Source organism: Pseudomonas sp. Irchel s3h9 (assembly GCF_900187475.1).
Taxonomy (GTDB): Bacteria; Pseudomonadota; Gammaproteobacteria; order Pseudomonadales; family Pseudomonadaceae; genus Aquipseudomonas; species Aquipseudomonas neuropathica.
Map to the genome: position 1 here is coordinate 163,693 of NZ_FYDH01000008.1, position 14,652 is coordinate 178,344.

At 60.3% G+C, this 14,652-nt stretch carries 14 protein-coding genes; 5 read left to right on the forward strand and 9 right to left on the reverse strand.

All coding sequences use genetic code 11. The annotated features are described in order from the left end of the window. Positions 1–84: 84 nt before the first annotated feature. Positions 85–1,197 (reverse strand): enoyl-CoA hydratase/isomerase family protein, encoded by a 1,113-nt coding sequence (locus CKW26_RS15225; protein ID WP_095049210.1) that lies wholly within the window; start codon positions 1,195–1,197, stop codon positions 85–87. Positions 1,198–1,329: 132 nt separating this feature from the next. Here CKW26_RS15225 and ung point away from each other — a divergent pair, with 132 nt between their 5' ends. After that, positions 1,330–2,025 (forward strand): uracil-DNA glycosylase, encoded by a 696-nt coding sequence (ung, locus tag CKW26_RS15230; protein WP_095049315.1) that lies wholly within the window; start codon positions 1,330–1,332, stop codon positions 2,023–2,025. Between the two features lie 122 nt (positions 2,026–2,147). Here the strand turns inward: ung and CKW26_RS15235 are convergent, their stop codons facing one another. Genes CKW26_RS15235 through CKW26_RS15255 form a run of 5 tightly spaced genes read right to left on the reverse strand, consistent with a single transcriptional unit; the run spans position 2,148 to position 7,531 of the window. Further along, positions 2,148–3,182, reverse strand: a complete 1,035-nt coding sequence (locus tag CKW26_RS15235) for an AbrB family transcriptional regulator (protein ID WP_095049211.1) — start codon at positions 3,180–3,182, stop codon at positions 2,148–2,150. Then, a complete protein-coding gene (locus tag CKW26_RS15240) occupies positions 3,175–4,689 on the reverse strand; it encodes a tripartite tricarboxylate transporter permease (RefSeq protein WP_095049212.1) in 1,515 nt (504 codons plus the stop codon). The genes CKW26_RS15235 and CKW26_RS15240 overlap by 8 nt, the downstream gene beginning before the upstream one ends. 1 nt (position 4,690) lies before the next feature. Then, positions 4,691–5,149 carry a tripartite tricarboxylate transporter TctB family protein gene (locus CKW26_RS15245; RefSeq protein ID WP_095049213.1) on the reverse strand — a complete coding sequence of 153 codons (459 nt, stop codon included), beginning with the start codon at positions 5,147–5,149 and terminating at the stop codon, positions 4,691–4,693. A gap of 58 nt (positions 5,150–5,207) precedes the next feature. Then, complete coding sequence (locus CKW26_RS15250) at positions 5,208–6,185, reverse strand: tripartite tricarboxylate transporter substrate binding protein (RefSeq protein ID WP_034153137.1); 978 nt, start codon at positions 6,183–6,185, stop codon at positions 5,208–5,210. Positions 6,186–6,238: 53 nt separating this feature from the next. Further along, complete coding sequence (locus CKW26_RS15255; RefSeq protein ID WP_038358338.1) at positions 6,239–7,531, reverse strand: OprD family porin; 1,293 nt, start codon at positions 7,529–7,531, stop codon at positions 6,239–6,241. A 236-nt stretch (positions 7,532–7,767) separates the two neighbouring features. Between CKW26_RS15255 and CKW26_RS15260 the strand changes: the two genes are divergently transcribed. Both CKW26_RS15260 and CKW26_RS15265 read left to right on the forward strand, forming a co-directional pair. Beyond that, entirely contained in the window at positions 7,768–8,439 is a 672-nt protein-coding gene (locus CKW26_RS15260) for a response regulator (protein ID WP_007911422.1), read from the forward strand. Continuing rightward, on the forward strand, positions 8,432–9,817 hold the full coding sequence (locus CKW26_RS15265) for a sensor histidine kinase (protein ID WP_095049214.1): 1,386 nt from the start codon (positions 8,432–8,434) through the stop codon (positions 9,815–9,817). Before CKW26_RS15260 ends, CKW26_RS15265 begins: the two co-directional genes overlap by 8 nt. A 106-nt stretch (positions 9,818–9,923) precedes the next feature. Here the strand turns inward: CKW26_RS15265 and CKW26_RS15270 are convergent, their stop codons facing one another. Together CKW26_RS15270 and CKW26_RS15275 are read right to left on the reverse strand one after the other, a co-directional pair. Beyond that, complete coding sequence (locus tag CKW26_RS15270) at positions 9,924–10,745, reverse strand: HDOD domain-containing protein (protein WP_093438380.1); 822 nt, start codon at positions 10,743–10,745, stop codon at positions 9,924–9,926. A 35-nt stretch (positions 10,746–10,780) separates the two neighbouring features. Further along, complete coding sequence (locus CKW26_RS15275; RefSeq protein ID WP_095049215.1) at positions 10,781–11,722, reverse strand: folate-binding protein YgfZ; 942 nt, start codon at positions 11,720–11,722, stop codon at positions 10,781–10,783. Between the two features lie 150 nt (positions 11,723–11,872). Here CKW26_RS15275 and CKW26_RS15280 point away from each other — a divergent pair, with 150 nt between their 5' ends. Beyond that, on the forward strand, positions 11,873–12,127 hold the full coding sequence (locus CKW26_RS15280; protein WP_095049216.1) for a succinate dehydrogenase assembly factor 2: 255 nt from the start codon (positions 11,873–11,875) through the stop codon (positions 12,125–12,127). Beyond that, complete coding sequence (locus CKW26_RS15285; protein ID WP_095049217.1) at positions 12,111–12,563, forward strand: protein YgfX; 453 nt, start codon at positions 12,111–12,113, stop codon at positions 12,561–12,563. The genes CKW26_RS15280 and CKW26_RS15285 overlap by 17 nt, the downstream gene beginning before the upstream one ends. Here CKW26_RS15285 and nadB read toward each other — a convergent pair. Next, on the reverse strand, positions 12,532–14,148 hold the full coding sequence (gene nadB, locus CKW26_RS15290; RefSeq protein ID WP_095049218.1) for an L-aspartate oxidase: 1,617 nt from the start codon (positions 14,146–14,148) through the stop codon (positions 12,532–12,534). The genes CKW26_RS15285 and nadB overlap by 32 nt on opposite strands. Between the last annotated feature and the right edge of the window lie 504 nt (positions 14,149–14,652).

Sequence of the window (14,652 nt, forward strand, 5' to 3'; positions counted from 1 at the left end):
TCTGTTTTACGAGCTGAATGTCTGAGTCGTATGGCGACCGATTGAGCCAGCTCGCGATCGGAATCCAGTCGTCATCGCGTCAGTTCAATACTGCGTCAAATCCGCCAACGGATGTCGGCCCTCCCAGACCTTGTGAAAGTGCGCCTCAACCACCGCATCCGGCACATTGTTGATATCCGGCCAGTGCCAGTGCGGCTTCTGATCCTTGTCGATCAACCGCGCGCGAACCCCTTCGCTGAACTCCGGATGCCGGCAGCAATTGAGGCTCAGGGTGTATTCCATCTGAAAGACCTCGGCCAGCGACATATGGCGGGCACGGATGATCTGTTTCCAGACCAGATGCGCGGTCAGTGGCGAGCCTTCGCTCATGGTTTTCGCCGCCCGCGCGATCAACGGATCGCTGCTGTCGCGCTGCAGGCTGATGGCTTTCCACGCACAGGTAACGTCGCTGACGTCGAGCAGTTCGTCGATCTGCTGACGACGTGGCAGCCACTGCGCTTCGGGCATCTGCGCCACGGCTTCCTGCTGCAACGCCTTGAGCAGGCTGTTGAGTTGCACGTCGGTCTGTTCCTGCCAATTGAGCTGCAACAGGCCTTCGATCAGTTGCGGCTGCTGTTCGTCGAGCAGGAAGCGGTCGGCCAGGTCCAGATCGATCGCATCACGACCGTTCATGTGCGCACCGGTCAGGCCAAGAAACAAGCCGAGTTTGCCCGGCAGCCGCGCGAGAAACCAACTGGCGCCGACGTCGGGATACAGACCAATGGTGATTTCCGGCATGGCCAAACGGCTGCTCGGTGTGACGATCCGTGTACTCGCGCCTTGCAACAGGCCCATACCGCCGCCGAGCACGTAGCCATGGCCCCAGCAGATCAGCGGTTTTGGATAGGTGTGCAGGCTGTAATCCAGGCGGTATTCCGCGCCGAAAAACTGCGCGGCCAGCGGCGGGACTTCGCCGGGATGGGCGCGACAGGCCTCGACCAGGCTGCGCACCTCGCCGCCGGCGCAGAAGGCCTTGGCGCCGTTACCGCGCAGCAGCACACAGACGATTTGTGGATCCTTGGCCCAGGCGTTCAACTTGTCGCTGAGGGCATTGATCATCGGCAGGGACAGCGCATTTAGCGACTTTTCAGCATCCAGGCTGGCGATACCGATGCGGGCGCCGTCGGTGCCGGTGAGTTCTTCGAAGTGCAGATTCATCGTGACCTCGATCGGGAATTTGAACGATCAGTATGATCGTTGTGTGGGAAAGTGCCGGATCTGCATCAGATCAATTGACAAGCGTGGTCGGCTTTCCTAGGGTTCGCCCCATTGTTTTTGCCGGGTATGACCATGACTGCTGACGACCGTATCAAACTCGAACCGAGCTGGAAGGAGGCACTGCGTGCTGAGTTCGACCAGCCTTACATGGCAGAGTTGCGCCAGTTTCTGCAGCAGGAGCGGGCTGCCGGCAAGGAAATCTATCCGCCGGGACCGATGATTTTCAACGCGCTGAACTCGACGCCGCTGGATAAAGTGAAGGTGGTGATCCTCGGCCAGGACCCGTATCACGGCCCGGGCCAGGCCCACGGCTTGTGCTTTTCGGTGCAACCGGGCGTGCCGGCGCCGCCGTCGCTGGTCAACATCTATAAAGAGTTGAAGCGCGACCTGAACATCGATATTCCCAATCACGGCTACCTGCAGAGCTGGGCCGATCAGGGCGTGTTGATGATCAACACCACCATGACCGTCGAGCGCGCCAACGCCAATGCGCATAAAGACAAGGGCTGGCAGTTCTTCACTGATCGGATCATTGAGGTGGTCAGCGAGCGCCAGCCGCATCTGGTGTTCATGCTCTGGGGCGCGCACGCTCAGAGCAAGCAGAAGCTGATCGACGCGACCAAGCATCTGGTGCTGACGTCGGTGCATCCGTCACCATTGTCGGCATATCGCGGGTTCTTGGGTTGCGGACACTTCAGCCGGACCAACAAGTTTCTCGAGCAGAATGGCGAAACACCGATCGAGTGGCGTTTGCCGCCCATCGCGTAATCTCGTTCCCACGCTCTGCGTGGGAATGCCTCAACGGACGCTCCGCGTTCGGCTCTGAAAGGGACGCAGAGCGTCCCGGGCTGCATTCCCACGCAGAGCGTGGGAACGGTCAGCTTCCAGACTTACTCGGGATTACGATTCCAGTACTTGAACAACGGCTCCGCCAGAAACAGCACAAACAACAACCGCATCACCTGCATCGCCGTCACCAACGGCACCGACAATCGCAGCGTCTCTGCCGTCAGACTCATCTCGGCAATCCCGCCGGGCATCATGCCCAGTGTCAGCGAACGCAAATCCAGATGGGTCAGCGCACTCAAGCCCAACGCCGCCAACGTCGCGATCAACATGGTCAGCGCCGTGCCGATCAATGTCCGCCCCATAAACGAAGGCGCGCGGCGGAAGAACTGCCGATTGAAGTGACAACCCAGACCGCTGCCAATCAGCCACTGACCAATCTGACTGCCGCCATTGGGTAAACCAATGTGCAAATCCCAGCCAATGCTCACCGCCGCACTCACCAGCAACGGTCCGAACAGCCACGGATTGGGTTGGCGCAAACGCTGCCAGAGCCAGGCGAGCAGACCACCCGCCGGAAACAGAAGCGCCAGCCAGCGCCAATCGACGCTGCCGGCATGAGAAATCGGATTGCCGTCGCCGAGCAGATATTTGAACGCCGCCGGCACACACAAGACCACCACCAACACCCGTAAACTCTGCCCCGCCGCGACGTGGCTGAGCATCGCACCATTACGGGCGCCGAGGTTGACCATCTCCCCGGAACCGCCGGGCATGCTCGAGAAAAACGCTGTGGCGCGATCTTCACCGGTACGGCGCATCAACCACACGCCGACCACCGCCGAGACACTGGTGACCAGCGCACCGAAGAAGATCAAACCGAAATGACTGAGCACCTGCTCCATCACCACTGGGGTGAAGTGCAGGCCGATGCCGATGCCGACAATCCACTGGCCGCACTTGCGGCCGCCAGGGATTTCCGTGAGTTGCCACGGGGTCAGGCAGCGCACGAGGATGATCGCCAGCAACGAGCCGACCATCCACGGCAGTGGCCAGCCGATCTGACTGGCGAGGTAACCGCCGAGCAGACCGACCAGCGGGGTTCCCCACCAGGATTTCAGTGAGGCGCGATCAAACATCGGCGATGGCGCGACGCGCGACCGAGCGTTTGCGCCAGATGCGCAGGATCGGCACCAGCAACATCATCACAATCAGGCCCCAGACGGCGAGGGTGATGCCGCTCGACCAGAGGATCTCCAGCGAACCGTTGGAGATCGACAGCGCGCGCCGCAGGTTCTGCTCCATCAGACCACCGAGGATGAAGCCCAGCAGCACCGGCGATAGCGGGAAGTCGAGCTTACGCAGGATGTAGCCGAAGATGCCGATACCAATCATCAGGAACAGGTCGAACGTGGTCGCATGCACGGCGTACACGCCGATCGCGGTAATGATCGCGATCATCGGTACGAGTGCCCAATTCGGCACGGCGAGGATGCGGGTGAAGATACGGATCATCGGGATGTTCAGGATCACCAGCATAATGTTGGCGATGAACAGCGAAGCGATCAGGCCCCAGACGATGTCCGGTTGTTGCTGGAACAGCAGCGGTCCGGGGGTGATGTTGTACAGCGACAGGGCGCCGATCATCACCGCCGTGGTACCCGAACCCGGTACGCCGAGGGTAAGCATCGGCACCAGCGCGCCACAGGCTTCGGCACCGATGGCGGTTTCCGGTGCCGCCAGGCCGCGTTTGTCACCCTGACCGAATTTGCCGTTGGGGCCGGCGATTTTTTTCTCGGTCATGTAGGCCACGGCACTGGCCAGTGTCGCGCCGGCGCCTGGCAGCACACCCATGATGAAACCCAGCACGCCGCAACGCAAATTCACCGCGAACACTGACGCCGCTTCCTTGAAATTGAACATCATGCGCCCGGTGGCTTTGAACGCTTCCTGGCCCCGGTGGGTTTTTTCCAGCAGCAGAAGAATTTCGCTGATCGAGAACAGACCCAACACCAACACCACAAACTGAATACCGTCGGTGAGGTGGATGTTATCGCCGGTGAAGCGATACACGCCGCTGTTGGCATCAATGCCGACCGTCGACAGAAACAAACCGATCAACGCCGCAATGAACGTTTTCAACGGTCGATCACCGGCCATGCCGCCGAGACAGACAATCGCAAACACCATCAGCACGAAGTATTCGGCGGGCCCGAACGCAATGGCCCACTTCGCCAGAATCGGCGCAAAAATCACCATGCCGCAGGTCGCGATAAACGCGCCAATGAACGAACTCCATGCCGACAGCGACAGCGCGACACCGGCCAGACCCTGACGGGCCATCGGATAGCCGTCGAGGGTGGTCATGACGGTAGAAGCTTCACCCGGAATGTTCAGCAGAATCGAACTGATCCGTCCGCCGTATTCGCAGCCCAGATATACCGCCGCCAAGAGGATCAGCGCCGACTCCGGCGGCAGGCCGAGCGCGAATGCAATCGGGATCAGCAACGCGACACCGTTGATCGGCCCAAGACCCGGAAGCAGGCCGACGATGGTGCCGATCAAGGTGCCGCTCAACGCGGTGACGAGGTTGTAGGGGGTCAGCGCGACCCCGAAACCGTGACTCAAATAACCCAGCGTATCCATATCAGTTCTCCAGAACGTCGAGCAGGCCCAGAGGCAGTGGCACGTCCATGACTTTGTCGAACAGCAGGTACAGACCGATGCTCAGCAAACTGATGATTATTGCGCCGGGCAACCAGCGGCCGCCGTACAAACGGGCCATCGGGATACCGATCAGAATGCTGCTGAGGATGAAACCCAGCGGTTCGAACAGGCCGGCGAACACCAGTAGCAACAGCACGCAGACACCGATTTTTTTCAGGGTGCCGCGATCCAGTGGCGGGTCTTCGTCGCTGTGTTTGATCGGGGAGGGGCGGTAGATCATGTACACCAGCCCGATCGCCATCAGCCCGAGCATCAGCAACGGGAAGGCGCGCGGGCCGATCGGTTCGTAGGAAAACGGTGCCTGGTAAGGCCAGGCCATCGCTATCAGGCTGACGCAGGCCAGCAACAGTAACGACGCAAAAATGCGTTGAACGAGCATGAGGAACTCCTGGGCCATGACCTCAAGGCGCGAGGGCATGGCCGCTAGACAGAGGCGATCACTGAATCAGGCCGAACTCTTTGGCCAGCACTTTGTAGTCCGCAACCTGCTTCTTCACGTAGGTGTCGAGTTCCGGGCCGGTCATGGCGAACGGGAACAGTTCACGCTGGTCGCGCAGCTTGGCGAATTCGTCGGAGGCCAGCAGTTTGTCGAACGAGTCTTTCCACCAGGCGTAGTCTTCATCGCTGACTTTTGGCCCTAGGTAGAAGCCGCGCACCACTGGCCAGACGATGTCGTAGCCTTGTTCGCGAGCGGTCGGAATGTCTTTCATTTCCGGCTCGTCGAGACGCTTGTCGGCGAACACCGCGAGCAGGCGCATGTCACCGCTCTGGATGTGCGGCATGGAGTCGGAGATGTCGGTACTGCCGACCTGGATGTGACCACCGAGCAGGGCCGTGGCGATTTCGCCGCCACCTTCAAGCGCGACGTAACGCAGGTCGCGCGGGTTGATCCCGGCAGCCTTGGCGATCAGTGCAGTTTGCATCCAGTCCTGGCTGCCGACGGTGCCGCCGGAGCCGATCACCACTGAGCTTGGATCTTTCTTCAGAGCCTGAACGAGATCGTCGAGGGTCTTGTAGGGCGAATCGCTTTTCACCGCAATGGCACCGTAGCTGGTGCCGACCGCTGCCAGCCAACGCACGTTGGTCTCATCGAAACGACCGAACTTGCCCTGGGCCAGGTTCAACAGCGAACCGCTCGACCACGCGACCAGCGTGCCGGCATCGGCCGGACGTTGCGCGACCACGGCGTTGTAGGCCACCGCGCCGACACCGCCGGGCATGTAGGTCACACGCATCGGTTTGCTCAGCAGTTTCTGGTTGACCAGTGCGCTCTGCACCAGTTTGCAGGTCAGGTCGAAACCACCGCCGGGGGAGGCCGGGGCGATACATTCCGGACGTTTCGGTTCGGCCATCAGTTGGCCGGCAAACAGGATGCAACTGGCGGCCAGTGCAACTTTACGCAGTGACAGGTTCATTCGATTCTCCACGGGCATTGTTGTTATTCGACGTGTTTTTCACTTACGGGCATTTACCAAAGGGCAACGCTGTAGCTCACCAGCAAACGCACTTCGTCAGCATCGCGAGCCGAGTAGTTGGAGCGGTAAGTGGCATTACGCAAACGCACGGCGACATCCTTCAAGGCGCCGCTTTGTACTACATATTTGATCTCGGTGTTGCGTTCCCATTCTTTGCCTTCTTCGCCGTTCTTGAGCTTGATGTTGTCACCGCTCAAGTAGCGACTCATGAAGCTAAGACCGGGGATGCCGAGTTTGGCGAAGTCGAAGTCGTAGCGCGCCTGCCAGGAGCGCTCTTCAGCGCCGGCGAAATCGTTGATCTGCACGAAGTTGACCAGGTACGGGTCGCTGCCATCGACATAAGGGAAGGCACTGTCGCCAGACATGTGCTGGTAACCGGCGCTGAACTTGTGGCCGCTCAGCGCGTAGCTGACCAGACCGTTGAGCGAGCGGTTGTCGATCTCGCCGCCACGGGCTGCGCCCTGATCATCACTGACGGCGAAACGCAGGTCGGTGGCAAACGTACCGGGTCCCATAGGTCGCGAGGCAACGAGGCCGAAAAAGTGCTGGTTGTAGACTTCGTCGAGTTGGGCGAAGTGGTAACTGCCGGTGATCTTGTCGGTGAACTTGTAGTCCACGCCGCCAAAATCGAAGTGCTTGCCAGCGGCGGTGCCGGCAAAACGGCTGTTCTTGTTGTTGAGGGCGATGTCCTCGAAATCGGTGCTGTCGCGATCCTTGGCTTTCTCCAGACGGCCACCGGTGAAGGTCAGGTTCTTGATCTCTTTGGATGTCAGCAAGCCGCCTTCAAAGGTCTGCGGCAGGATGCGCCCGTCGTTGGGCTTGAGGATCGGCAGTTCAGGAATCAGGCTGCCGATTTTCAGCTCGGTGGCGGAAATTTTCACTTTGCCGGTCAGGCCGACTTTGGAGTATTCATCCGCCGCGCGCCCGTCATCATGGGTCGGCAGCAGGCCGGTACCGGTGCGGTCCGGGCTTGAATCAAGTTTGACCCCGAGCATGCCCAGCGCATCGACACCGAACCCCACGGTGCCGTCGGTGTAACCCGATTGCAGATTAAGCATGAACCCTTGAGCCCATTCGTCACGCTTGGATTGCTGGGCGCTGGTGCCATCGCGAAAGTCGCGGTTGAAATACATGTTGCGGGTTTCGAAGGTGGCGCTGCTGTCTTCGATGAAGTCGGCAAAACTCAACGGCGAAAAACCGGCAAGGGCGGCGGCACTGGCGAGGGCGGTGTGGCTGAAACGGGAAGGGCGGACAGGCGTGGAGGCCTGAGGCTGCATGGACGGCATGCGGGTTTACTCCGTTTATTGTTCTTATTGGTCGAAAACGCTTCGAGGCGTTTTTCTTTACGCTGTGTGGCATCAGCGACGGCAGTCGGAACTGTCCGTGGGCCGACTGTAACGAGCTAACCTTTCGCTAACCTTTCAGCTGACTTTCAAGGTTTTCGGGCTTCACAGCGGCGGTTGCGGCTGTAAACTCCGCGGCAAAGCGTGGCGTTGGCCATTCCTGAACGAGGTAAAAATCCATGCGTGTTCTGCTCGTCGAAGACCATCTGCAATTGGCTGAAAGCGTTGCGCAGGCGCTCAAGAGCACCGGTCTGACCGTGGATGTGTTGCACGATGGTGTGGCCGCCGATCTGGCGCTGGGCAGTGAGGAATACGCCGTGGCGATCCTCGATGTCGGCCTGCCGCGCATGGACGGTTTCGAGGTGCTCGCGCGTTTGCGCGCACGCGGCAAAAATCTGCCGGTGTTGATGCTAACGGCGCGCAGCGATGTGAAGGATCGCGTCCATGGCCTCAATCTGGGCGCCGACGATTACCTCGCCAAGCCTTTCGAGCTGACTGAGCTGGAAGCACGGGTCAAAGCCTTGCTGCGCCGCAGTGTGCTCGGTGGTGAACGCCAGCAGCGCTGCGGTGTGCTGGCCTACGACCTCGACACCCGGCGCTTCACCCTCGGCGAAGAGTTGCTGACGCTGACGTCCCGCGAACAAGCGGTGCTGGAGGCGCTGATCGCCCGGCCGGGACGGGTGATGAGCAAGGAGCAACTGGCGTCCCAGGTGTTCGGTCTCGACGAAGAGGCCAGCCCCGATGCCATCGAAATCTACGTGCACCGCTTGCGCAAGAAACTCGACGGCCAACCAGTGGCAATCGTGACGTTCCGTGGTCTGGGTTATCTGCTGGAAAGCCGCGATGCATAAGCCCAGCAGCCTGCGCTGGCGCTTGCTGTGGAACCTTGCATTGCTGCTGGTGGTACTGATGCTCGCCAGCGGTTTGAGCGCATACTGGAATGGTCGCGAAGCCGCCGACACCGCGTATGACCGCACGTTGCTGGCCTCGGCGCGGACCATCGCCGCGGGCCTGTCGCAGCGTGACGGCACACTGAGCGCCGATGTGCCCTACGTCGCACTCGATACCTTCGCTTACGACAGCGCCGGGCGGATTTACTATCAGGTCAACGATATCCATCAGAAGCTGATTTCCGGCTACGAAAACCTCCCCGGCCCGCCACCAGGGACGCCGCGAACGGACAGTTATCCCGCGTTGGCGCGCTTCTACAACGCCACTTACAACGGTCAGAACGTGCGCGTGGTCAGTCTGCTGAAAGCGGTGAGCGAGCCGAACATGAACGGCATGGCGGAAATCCGCGTGGCCGAAACCGACGAAGCGCGGGTGAGCATGGCGCGTAGTCTGGCCGCCGATACCTTGCTGCGTTTGGGTATGTTGGCGATTGGCGCGTTGTTGCTGGTCTGGTTCGCGGTCAGTGCGGCACTGCGCCCATTGGAGCGCTTGCGCACGGCGGTGGAAGAGCGTCAGCCCGACGACTTGCGCCCGCTGCCATTGGTTGAAGTGCAGCATGAACTGTGGCCGCTGGTGCGCGGGCTCAATCATTTCACCGAGCGTCTGCGCGGGCAGTTTGAGCGGCAGGCGCAGTTCATTGCCGATGCCGCCCATGAGTTGCGTACGCCTTTGGCAGCGCTGAAGGCGCGGCTTGAGCTGGGCCTGCGTTCCAATGATGCCGAGGTCTGGCGTTCGACGCTGGAGTCCTCGGCACAAAGCACTGATCGCCTGACACATCTGGCCAATCAGTTGCTGTCGTTGGCGCGGGTCGAAAACGGCGCCCGGGCGATTGCCGAGGGCGGCGCGCAGTTGCTCGATCTGAGTCAGTTGGCCCGAGAGCTGGGCATGGCCATGGCGCCACTGGCGCACAAGCGCGGGGTGGCCCTTGCGCTAGAGGCGGACGAACCGGTGTGGCTGCGCGGTGAACCGACGTTGCTCAATGAGTTGCTGAGCAATCTGGTGGACAACGCCTTGGCGCACACGCCATCGGGCGGCAACGTGATTTTGCGGGTGACGGCGCCGGCGGTGCTTGAAGTGGAAGATGACGGCCCGGGGATTCCGCTGGAAGAGCGCGATCGGGTGTTCGAGCGTTTCTATCGGCGTAATCAGCAGGTGGCGGGTTCAGGATTGGGGCTGGCGATTGTTGGCGAGATCTGCCGGGCGCATCTGGCGCAGATTAGTTTGCATGACGGTGAGCAGGCGGGGTTGAAGGTGCGGGTCAGTTTTATTGCCGGCTGATTGTGGTGGTTTTGCTGGCCCCTTCGCGAGCAGGCTCGCTCCCACTCTGGAATGCATTTTCCTGTGGGAGCGAGCCTGCTCGCGAATGTGGCGGCGCGGTCTCGGATCAGTAAAACATCGTCCGCGACTCTTCCAGATCTTCACACAACGCTTTGTTCTCCGGATCAATCCCAAGCTTCCTGAACGCCGGCACGCTCAGTGGATCAATCCGCGCAAACGGGTGGTCAGTGCCCTTGTGGCAATACAGGCTCGCCACCTGCACCAGATCGACGTAATCAATGGCCGTCGAGTCGCGCTTGAAGTCCTGATAGCGCCCCGGCAACTCCACCAATCGTTCCGGAAACTCCCACACGCGCAGCAACTTGTCGCCGAGCAACGGGTGAATATGGTCGATCACATGGTTGAGGCTGACCGGATCCGACAGCAGCTCATAGTGATCTTCGGCGTAAGTCAGAATCGGCAGTACCCCGATCTGATGCACCAGCCCGCCAAGGGCTGCCTGATCGGGCTTGAGTTGCGTGTAGCGGCGGCACAACGCGTAACTGACCCCGGCAATTTCCAGGCTCTTGCGCCAGACTTCGCGCATCTTCTGCTCGACCACTTCGGAGCGGGCGTGGAAGATCTGCTCCATCACCAGGCCGATGGCCAGGTTGCTGCTGTAGTTGATGCCCAGCCGGGTGATGGCTGTGTGCAGGTCGGTGACTTCCTGCGCGGCGCGCAGCAGCGGGCTGTTGACCACTTTGATCAGGCGCGCCGACAGTGCCGTGTCACGGCCGATCACTTTGCTCAGGTCGCTGACGCTGATTTCCGGGTCTTCAGCAGCCTTGCGAATCTGCAGGGCCACTTCCGGCAACGTGGGCAGAACCAGGTCATCGTTATCGATGGCCGCAACCAAATCCTGTTGGACTTTTTCCGCCAGTTCGCTCATTTAAACTCTCTAGGGTGTTGCAACAAATGCTGCGATCAGCGCTGGATTTCGCGGTCGCGATCCAGTTCGTAAGGCAGGTCGAGCAGATGCAGCGCGGGACCTTCGAGGGTGCCCAGACGCAAATCACCGGCTTCGGCAGCTTCGGCCTGCAGCACCGCCAGGAGTTCAATGTTTTGCCCGGCCTTGGCGGCCAGCACCACTTCGCCGATGGCGCTGTTGTGGCTTGGCGCGAACAGTTGTGTACCAGGCTCCGGCAAGTCAGCAGCGTCCAGGCTCAATCGATACAGACGACGCTTGAGTTTGCCCAGGTACTGCATGCGCGCAACGATTTCCTGGCCGGTGTAGCAACCTTTCTTGAAACTCACGCCGCCGACGGCTTGCAGGTTGAGCATCTGCGGGATGAACAGCTCGCGAGTGCTTGGCATGACCTGACCGATACCGGCGCGGATCTGGCCCAGCAGCCATTGATTCAGCTCGGCTTCAGGCAGGGCTTCGGACAATTTGGCTTTGATCGCGTCAGCCTGATCGACCGGTGCCCAGAGTTCGGCGCGATCCGGCGAGACGCGAATCGCGATCAGGCTTTCATTGCGCACGAGGCTGTCAGTTTCTGCCGGCAGATCCAGACCGAGGCTGGTCAAGGCGTTGTCGCCATGGGCCAGGCCGAAGCGTACCCAAGCGGCGCTTTCGTCGGTCAGTTTTGATTTGGAGAACACCGCGTACTTTTTCAGGTCCGCCAGTTGCGGCTCCAGCAGCTCGCTGGCCATCGCCAGGACCACGCCATCGCCTTCAAGCAGAATGCGGAAGCTCGACTGCATCCGGCCTTTCTGTGTGCAACGAGCACCGAGGCTGGCGCGGCTGTCGCTCAGGTAATTGAGATTGCAGGTCAACTGGCCTTGCAGGAATTTTCCGGCATCCGCGCCGCGAACCGCGAGAACGCCTTCATGAGACAGGGTGCAGAAAAAAGCAGAATCGGCCATGGGTCTTCGCAGGGTAAATAGACTGGGGCACATCATAAGGGCGCGTTGGTGAAATGGGTAGTTGATAAAGGATCGGTGGTGCCCGACCAAAGCCGACTGTGCGACCCGCCTCGGCGCTGTATACTTGCCGCCAAATTTGAGGAGGGCTCCATGGTCGAACAAGTTGAACTGAATCGCCTCTTTTGGCACAGCCGTCGCGGCATGCTTGAGCTTGACGTGTTGCTGGTGCCGTTCGTGAAAGAGGTTTATGCCGATCTGAACGAGGTGGATCGTGCGTTGTATGTTCGCCTGTTGGAGTGCGAGGATCAGGACATGTTCGGCTGGTTCATGGAGCGCAGCGAGTCTGAAGATCCGGAGCTGCAGCGTATGGTTCGCATGATCCTGGACCGTGTCCAGCCCAAGTAACACGTTCGAATGCCGCTGGCATGCCTCACGGCAGTTGCTGGCGGCGTATCTGCTGGCCCAGGCGTTCGCACTGGGTTCGGTGTTCCTGCTTTCTATTCCACTCTGGGCAAGTTTGCTCGGGGCTTTTGGCTGTCTGCTTCACGGATATTGGGTGTTGCCTCGGCAGATTCTGCTAAATCACCCTCAGGCGTTTCGCGGATTGCGCCGGGACGCCGATGGCTGGCAGTTGTGGAATCAGGCGGATGGCTGGCAAGCCGTGCAGTTGAGGCCGGACAGCCTGGCGCTGCCGTTGATCGTGGTTTTGCGTTTTCGTCTGCGCGGGGAATGGCGGGTCAGATCAATCTGTGTACCACGGGACTCGCAGGCGGCGGATCTGCACCGGCGCCTGCGAGTACGGCTCAAGTTCAGCCGGCGTAGGTGGGCGGCACCAGAATAGTGTCGAGCGCCTCAGGCAACAGGTCGGGATAGTCGAGAGTGTAATGCAGGCCGCGACTTTCCTTGCGCTCCATGGCTGAGCAAATCATCAGTTCGGCGACTTGTGCCAGGTTGCGCAGTTCGATCAGATCGCGACTGACCTTATAGTTGCTGTAGAACTCGTCGATCTCGTCCAGCAGTAGGCGCACGCGGTGTTGCGCCCGTTGCAGGCGCTTATTGGTGCGCACGATGCCGACGTAGTCCCACATGAACCGTCGCAGTTCATCCCAGTTGTGCGCGATGATCACGTCCTCGTCTGAGTCGGTGACCTGGCTGGCGTCCCAGACGGGCAGGGCGCTTGGCGCGGCGACATCGTCCAGTTGCGCGAGGATGTCCGCCGCCGCCGAACGGGCATAGACGAAACATTCCAGCAGCGAATTACTGGCCATGCGGTTGGCGCCATGCAGGCCGGTGAAGCTGGTTTCGCCGATGGCATACAGGCCCGGCACATCGGTGCGACCGTTCTGATCGACCATCACGCCGCCACAGGTGTAATGCGCGGCCGGGACGACCGGGATCGGCTGTTTGGTGATGTCGATGCCGAATCCCAGGCAGCGCTCATAAACAGTCGGGAAGTGACTTTTAATGAACGCTTCGGGTTTGTGGCTGATGTCGAGATACACGCAGTCAACGCCCAAGCGCTTCATTTCATGGTCGATGGCCCGGGCGACGATGTCACGCGGTGCCAGCTCGGCGCGCTTGTCGAAGCGGGACATGAAGCGTTCGCCATTGGGCAGCTTCAAATGGGCGCCTTCGCCGCGCAGGGCTTCGGTGATCAGAAAACTCTTGGCTTGCGGGTGATATAGGCAGGTCGGGTGGAACTGGTTGAACTCCAGGTTCGCCACCCGGCAACCCGAACGCCAGGCCATGGCGATGCCGTCACCGCAGGCGCCGTCGGGGTTACTGGTATAGAGATAGACCTTGGCGGCACCGCCCGAGGCCAGAATCACGAAGCGTGCGCCGTAGGTGTCGACTTCGCCAGTCTTGCGGTTGAGTACGTAGGCGCCGAGGCATCGTTCGCCTTGCATGCCTAAGCGTCGTTCGGTGATCAGGTCGACGGCGACCCGCTGCTCCAGCAGTTCGATATTCGAACGCTCTTTGGCCTGGGCCAGCAGGGTTTTGAAGATGGCAGCGCCGGTGGCATCGGCCGCATGGATGATGCGGCGGTGACTGTGGCCACCTTCGCGGGTCAGGTGGAATTCGAATCCGCCGTCTTCAGTGCCGGACTGATCGTCGCGGGTGAAAGGCACGCCTTGGTCGATCAGCCACTGGATGGCCTCGCGGCTGTGCTCGACGGTGAAACGCACTGCGTCTTCGTGGCATAGACCGCCGCCGGCGTTCAGGGTGTCGTCGACGTGGGATTCGACAGTGTCGGTGTCATCCAGCACAGCTGCGACGCCGCCCTGGGCCCAATAGGTGGATCCGTTGGCGAGATCGCCTTTGCTCAATACGGCAATGCGCAAATGACCCGGCAGGGTCAGCGCGAGACTTAAACCGGCAGCACCGCTGCCAATGACCAGAACATCATGTTGGAATTGTTGGCTCATTACAGGATTCCGCTCAAAGCGACCCGGGTCGGGGGTGGTGCAGGACTGCCGGATCGGCGAGTCAAGGCAGCCACACAGCCCACTAGTATATAGAGGGGGGGATCGGCACAATAGCCGGGCCGACATGGCATTGTGAAACTACTGTGACCGAAAAAACCGTGTGCTTCGTCGGAAGTTTTTCTCACCCATTTGGGGAAAAGACGACTGTATCGGTGCTGAAACAGACTTTTTCTGCACAGGGTCGCCCAATGTCAGGTGGTGACGGCTATAAATAATTGGAACTTTTGCCAAAGGCCCAAGATCAATAGTCGGTGCCAGAGATAAGGGACAGTGTCGGCTTCAGTGCGGAATCTGCGGTTGGATTCCTGCCGGCGAAACCGATGACAAGATTATTCGCGCAGCCGGTTTATCCCGAGCTGCGCTTTTCGTGCGTGCCAAATCAGAGCCCGCAGGAAACTTGCCTGGAGGGGGAGAACTTTTGCGAAAAGCCCGAGTCTATGTTTG

Coding starts and splice junctions, on each gene's coding strand:
- CKW26_RS15255 (WP_038358338.1), bottom strand. CDS start 7,531: ATGCCGTCCATGCAGCCTCAGGCCTCCACGCCTGTCCGCCCTTCCCGT.
- CKW26_RS15235 (WP_095049211.1), bottom strand. CDS start 3,182: ATGTTTGATCGCGCCTCACTGAAATCCTGGTGGGGAACCCCGCTGGTC.
- CKW26_RS15280 (WP_095049216.1), top strand. CDS start 11,873: ATGGTCGAACAAGTTGAACTGAATCGCCTCTTTTGGCACAGCCGTCGC.
- CKW26_RS15270 (WP_093438380.1), bottom strand. CDS start 10,745: ATGAGCGAACTGGCGGAAAAAGTCCAACAGGATTTGGTTGCGGCCATC.
- CKW26_RS15240 (WP_095049212.1), bottom strand. CDS start 4,689: ATGGATACGCTGGGTTATTTGAGTCACGGTTTCGGGGTCGCGCTGACC.
- CKW26_RS15245 (WP_095049213.1), bottom strand. CDS start 5,149: ATGCTCGTTCAACGCATTTTTGCGTCGTTACTGTTGCTGGCCTGCGTC.
- CKW26_RS15260 (WP_007911422.1), top strand. CDS start 7,768: ATGCGTGTTCTGCTCGTCGAAGACCATCTGCAATTGGCTGAAAGCGTT.
- nadB (WP_095049218.1), bottom strand. CDS start 14,148: ATGAGCCAACAATTCCAACATGATGTTCTGGTCATTGGCAGCGGTGCT.
- ung (WP_095049315.1), top strand. CDS start 1,330: ATGACTGCTGACGACCGTATCAAACTCGAACCGAGCTGGAAGGAGGCA.
- CKW26_RS15225 (WP_095049210.1), bottom strand. CDS start 1,197: ATGAATCTGCACTTCGAAGAACTCACCGGCACCGACGGCGCCCGCATC.
- CKW26_RS15250 (WP_034153137.1), bottom strand. CDS start 6,185: ATGAACCTGTCACTGCGTAAAGTTGCACTGGCCGCCAGTTGCATCCTG.
- CKW26_RS15265 (WP_095049214.1), top strand. CDS start 8,432: ATGCATAAGCCCAGCAGCCTGCGCTGGCGCTTGCTGTGGAACCTTGCA.
- CKW26_RS15275 (WP_095049215.1), bottom strand. CDS start 11,722: ATGGCCGATTCTGCTTTTTTCTGCACCCTGTCTCATGAAGGCGTTCTC.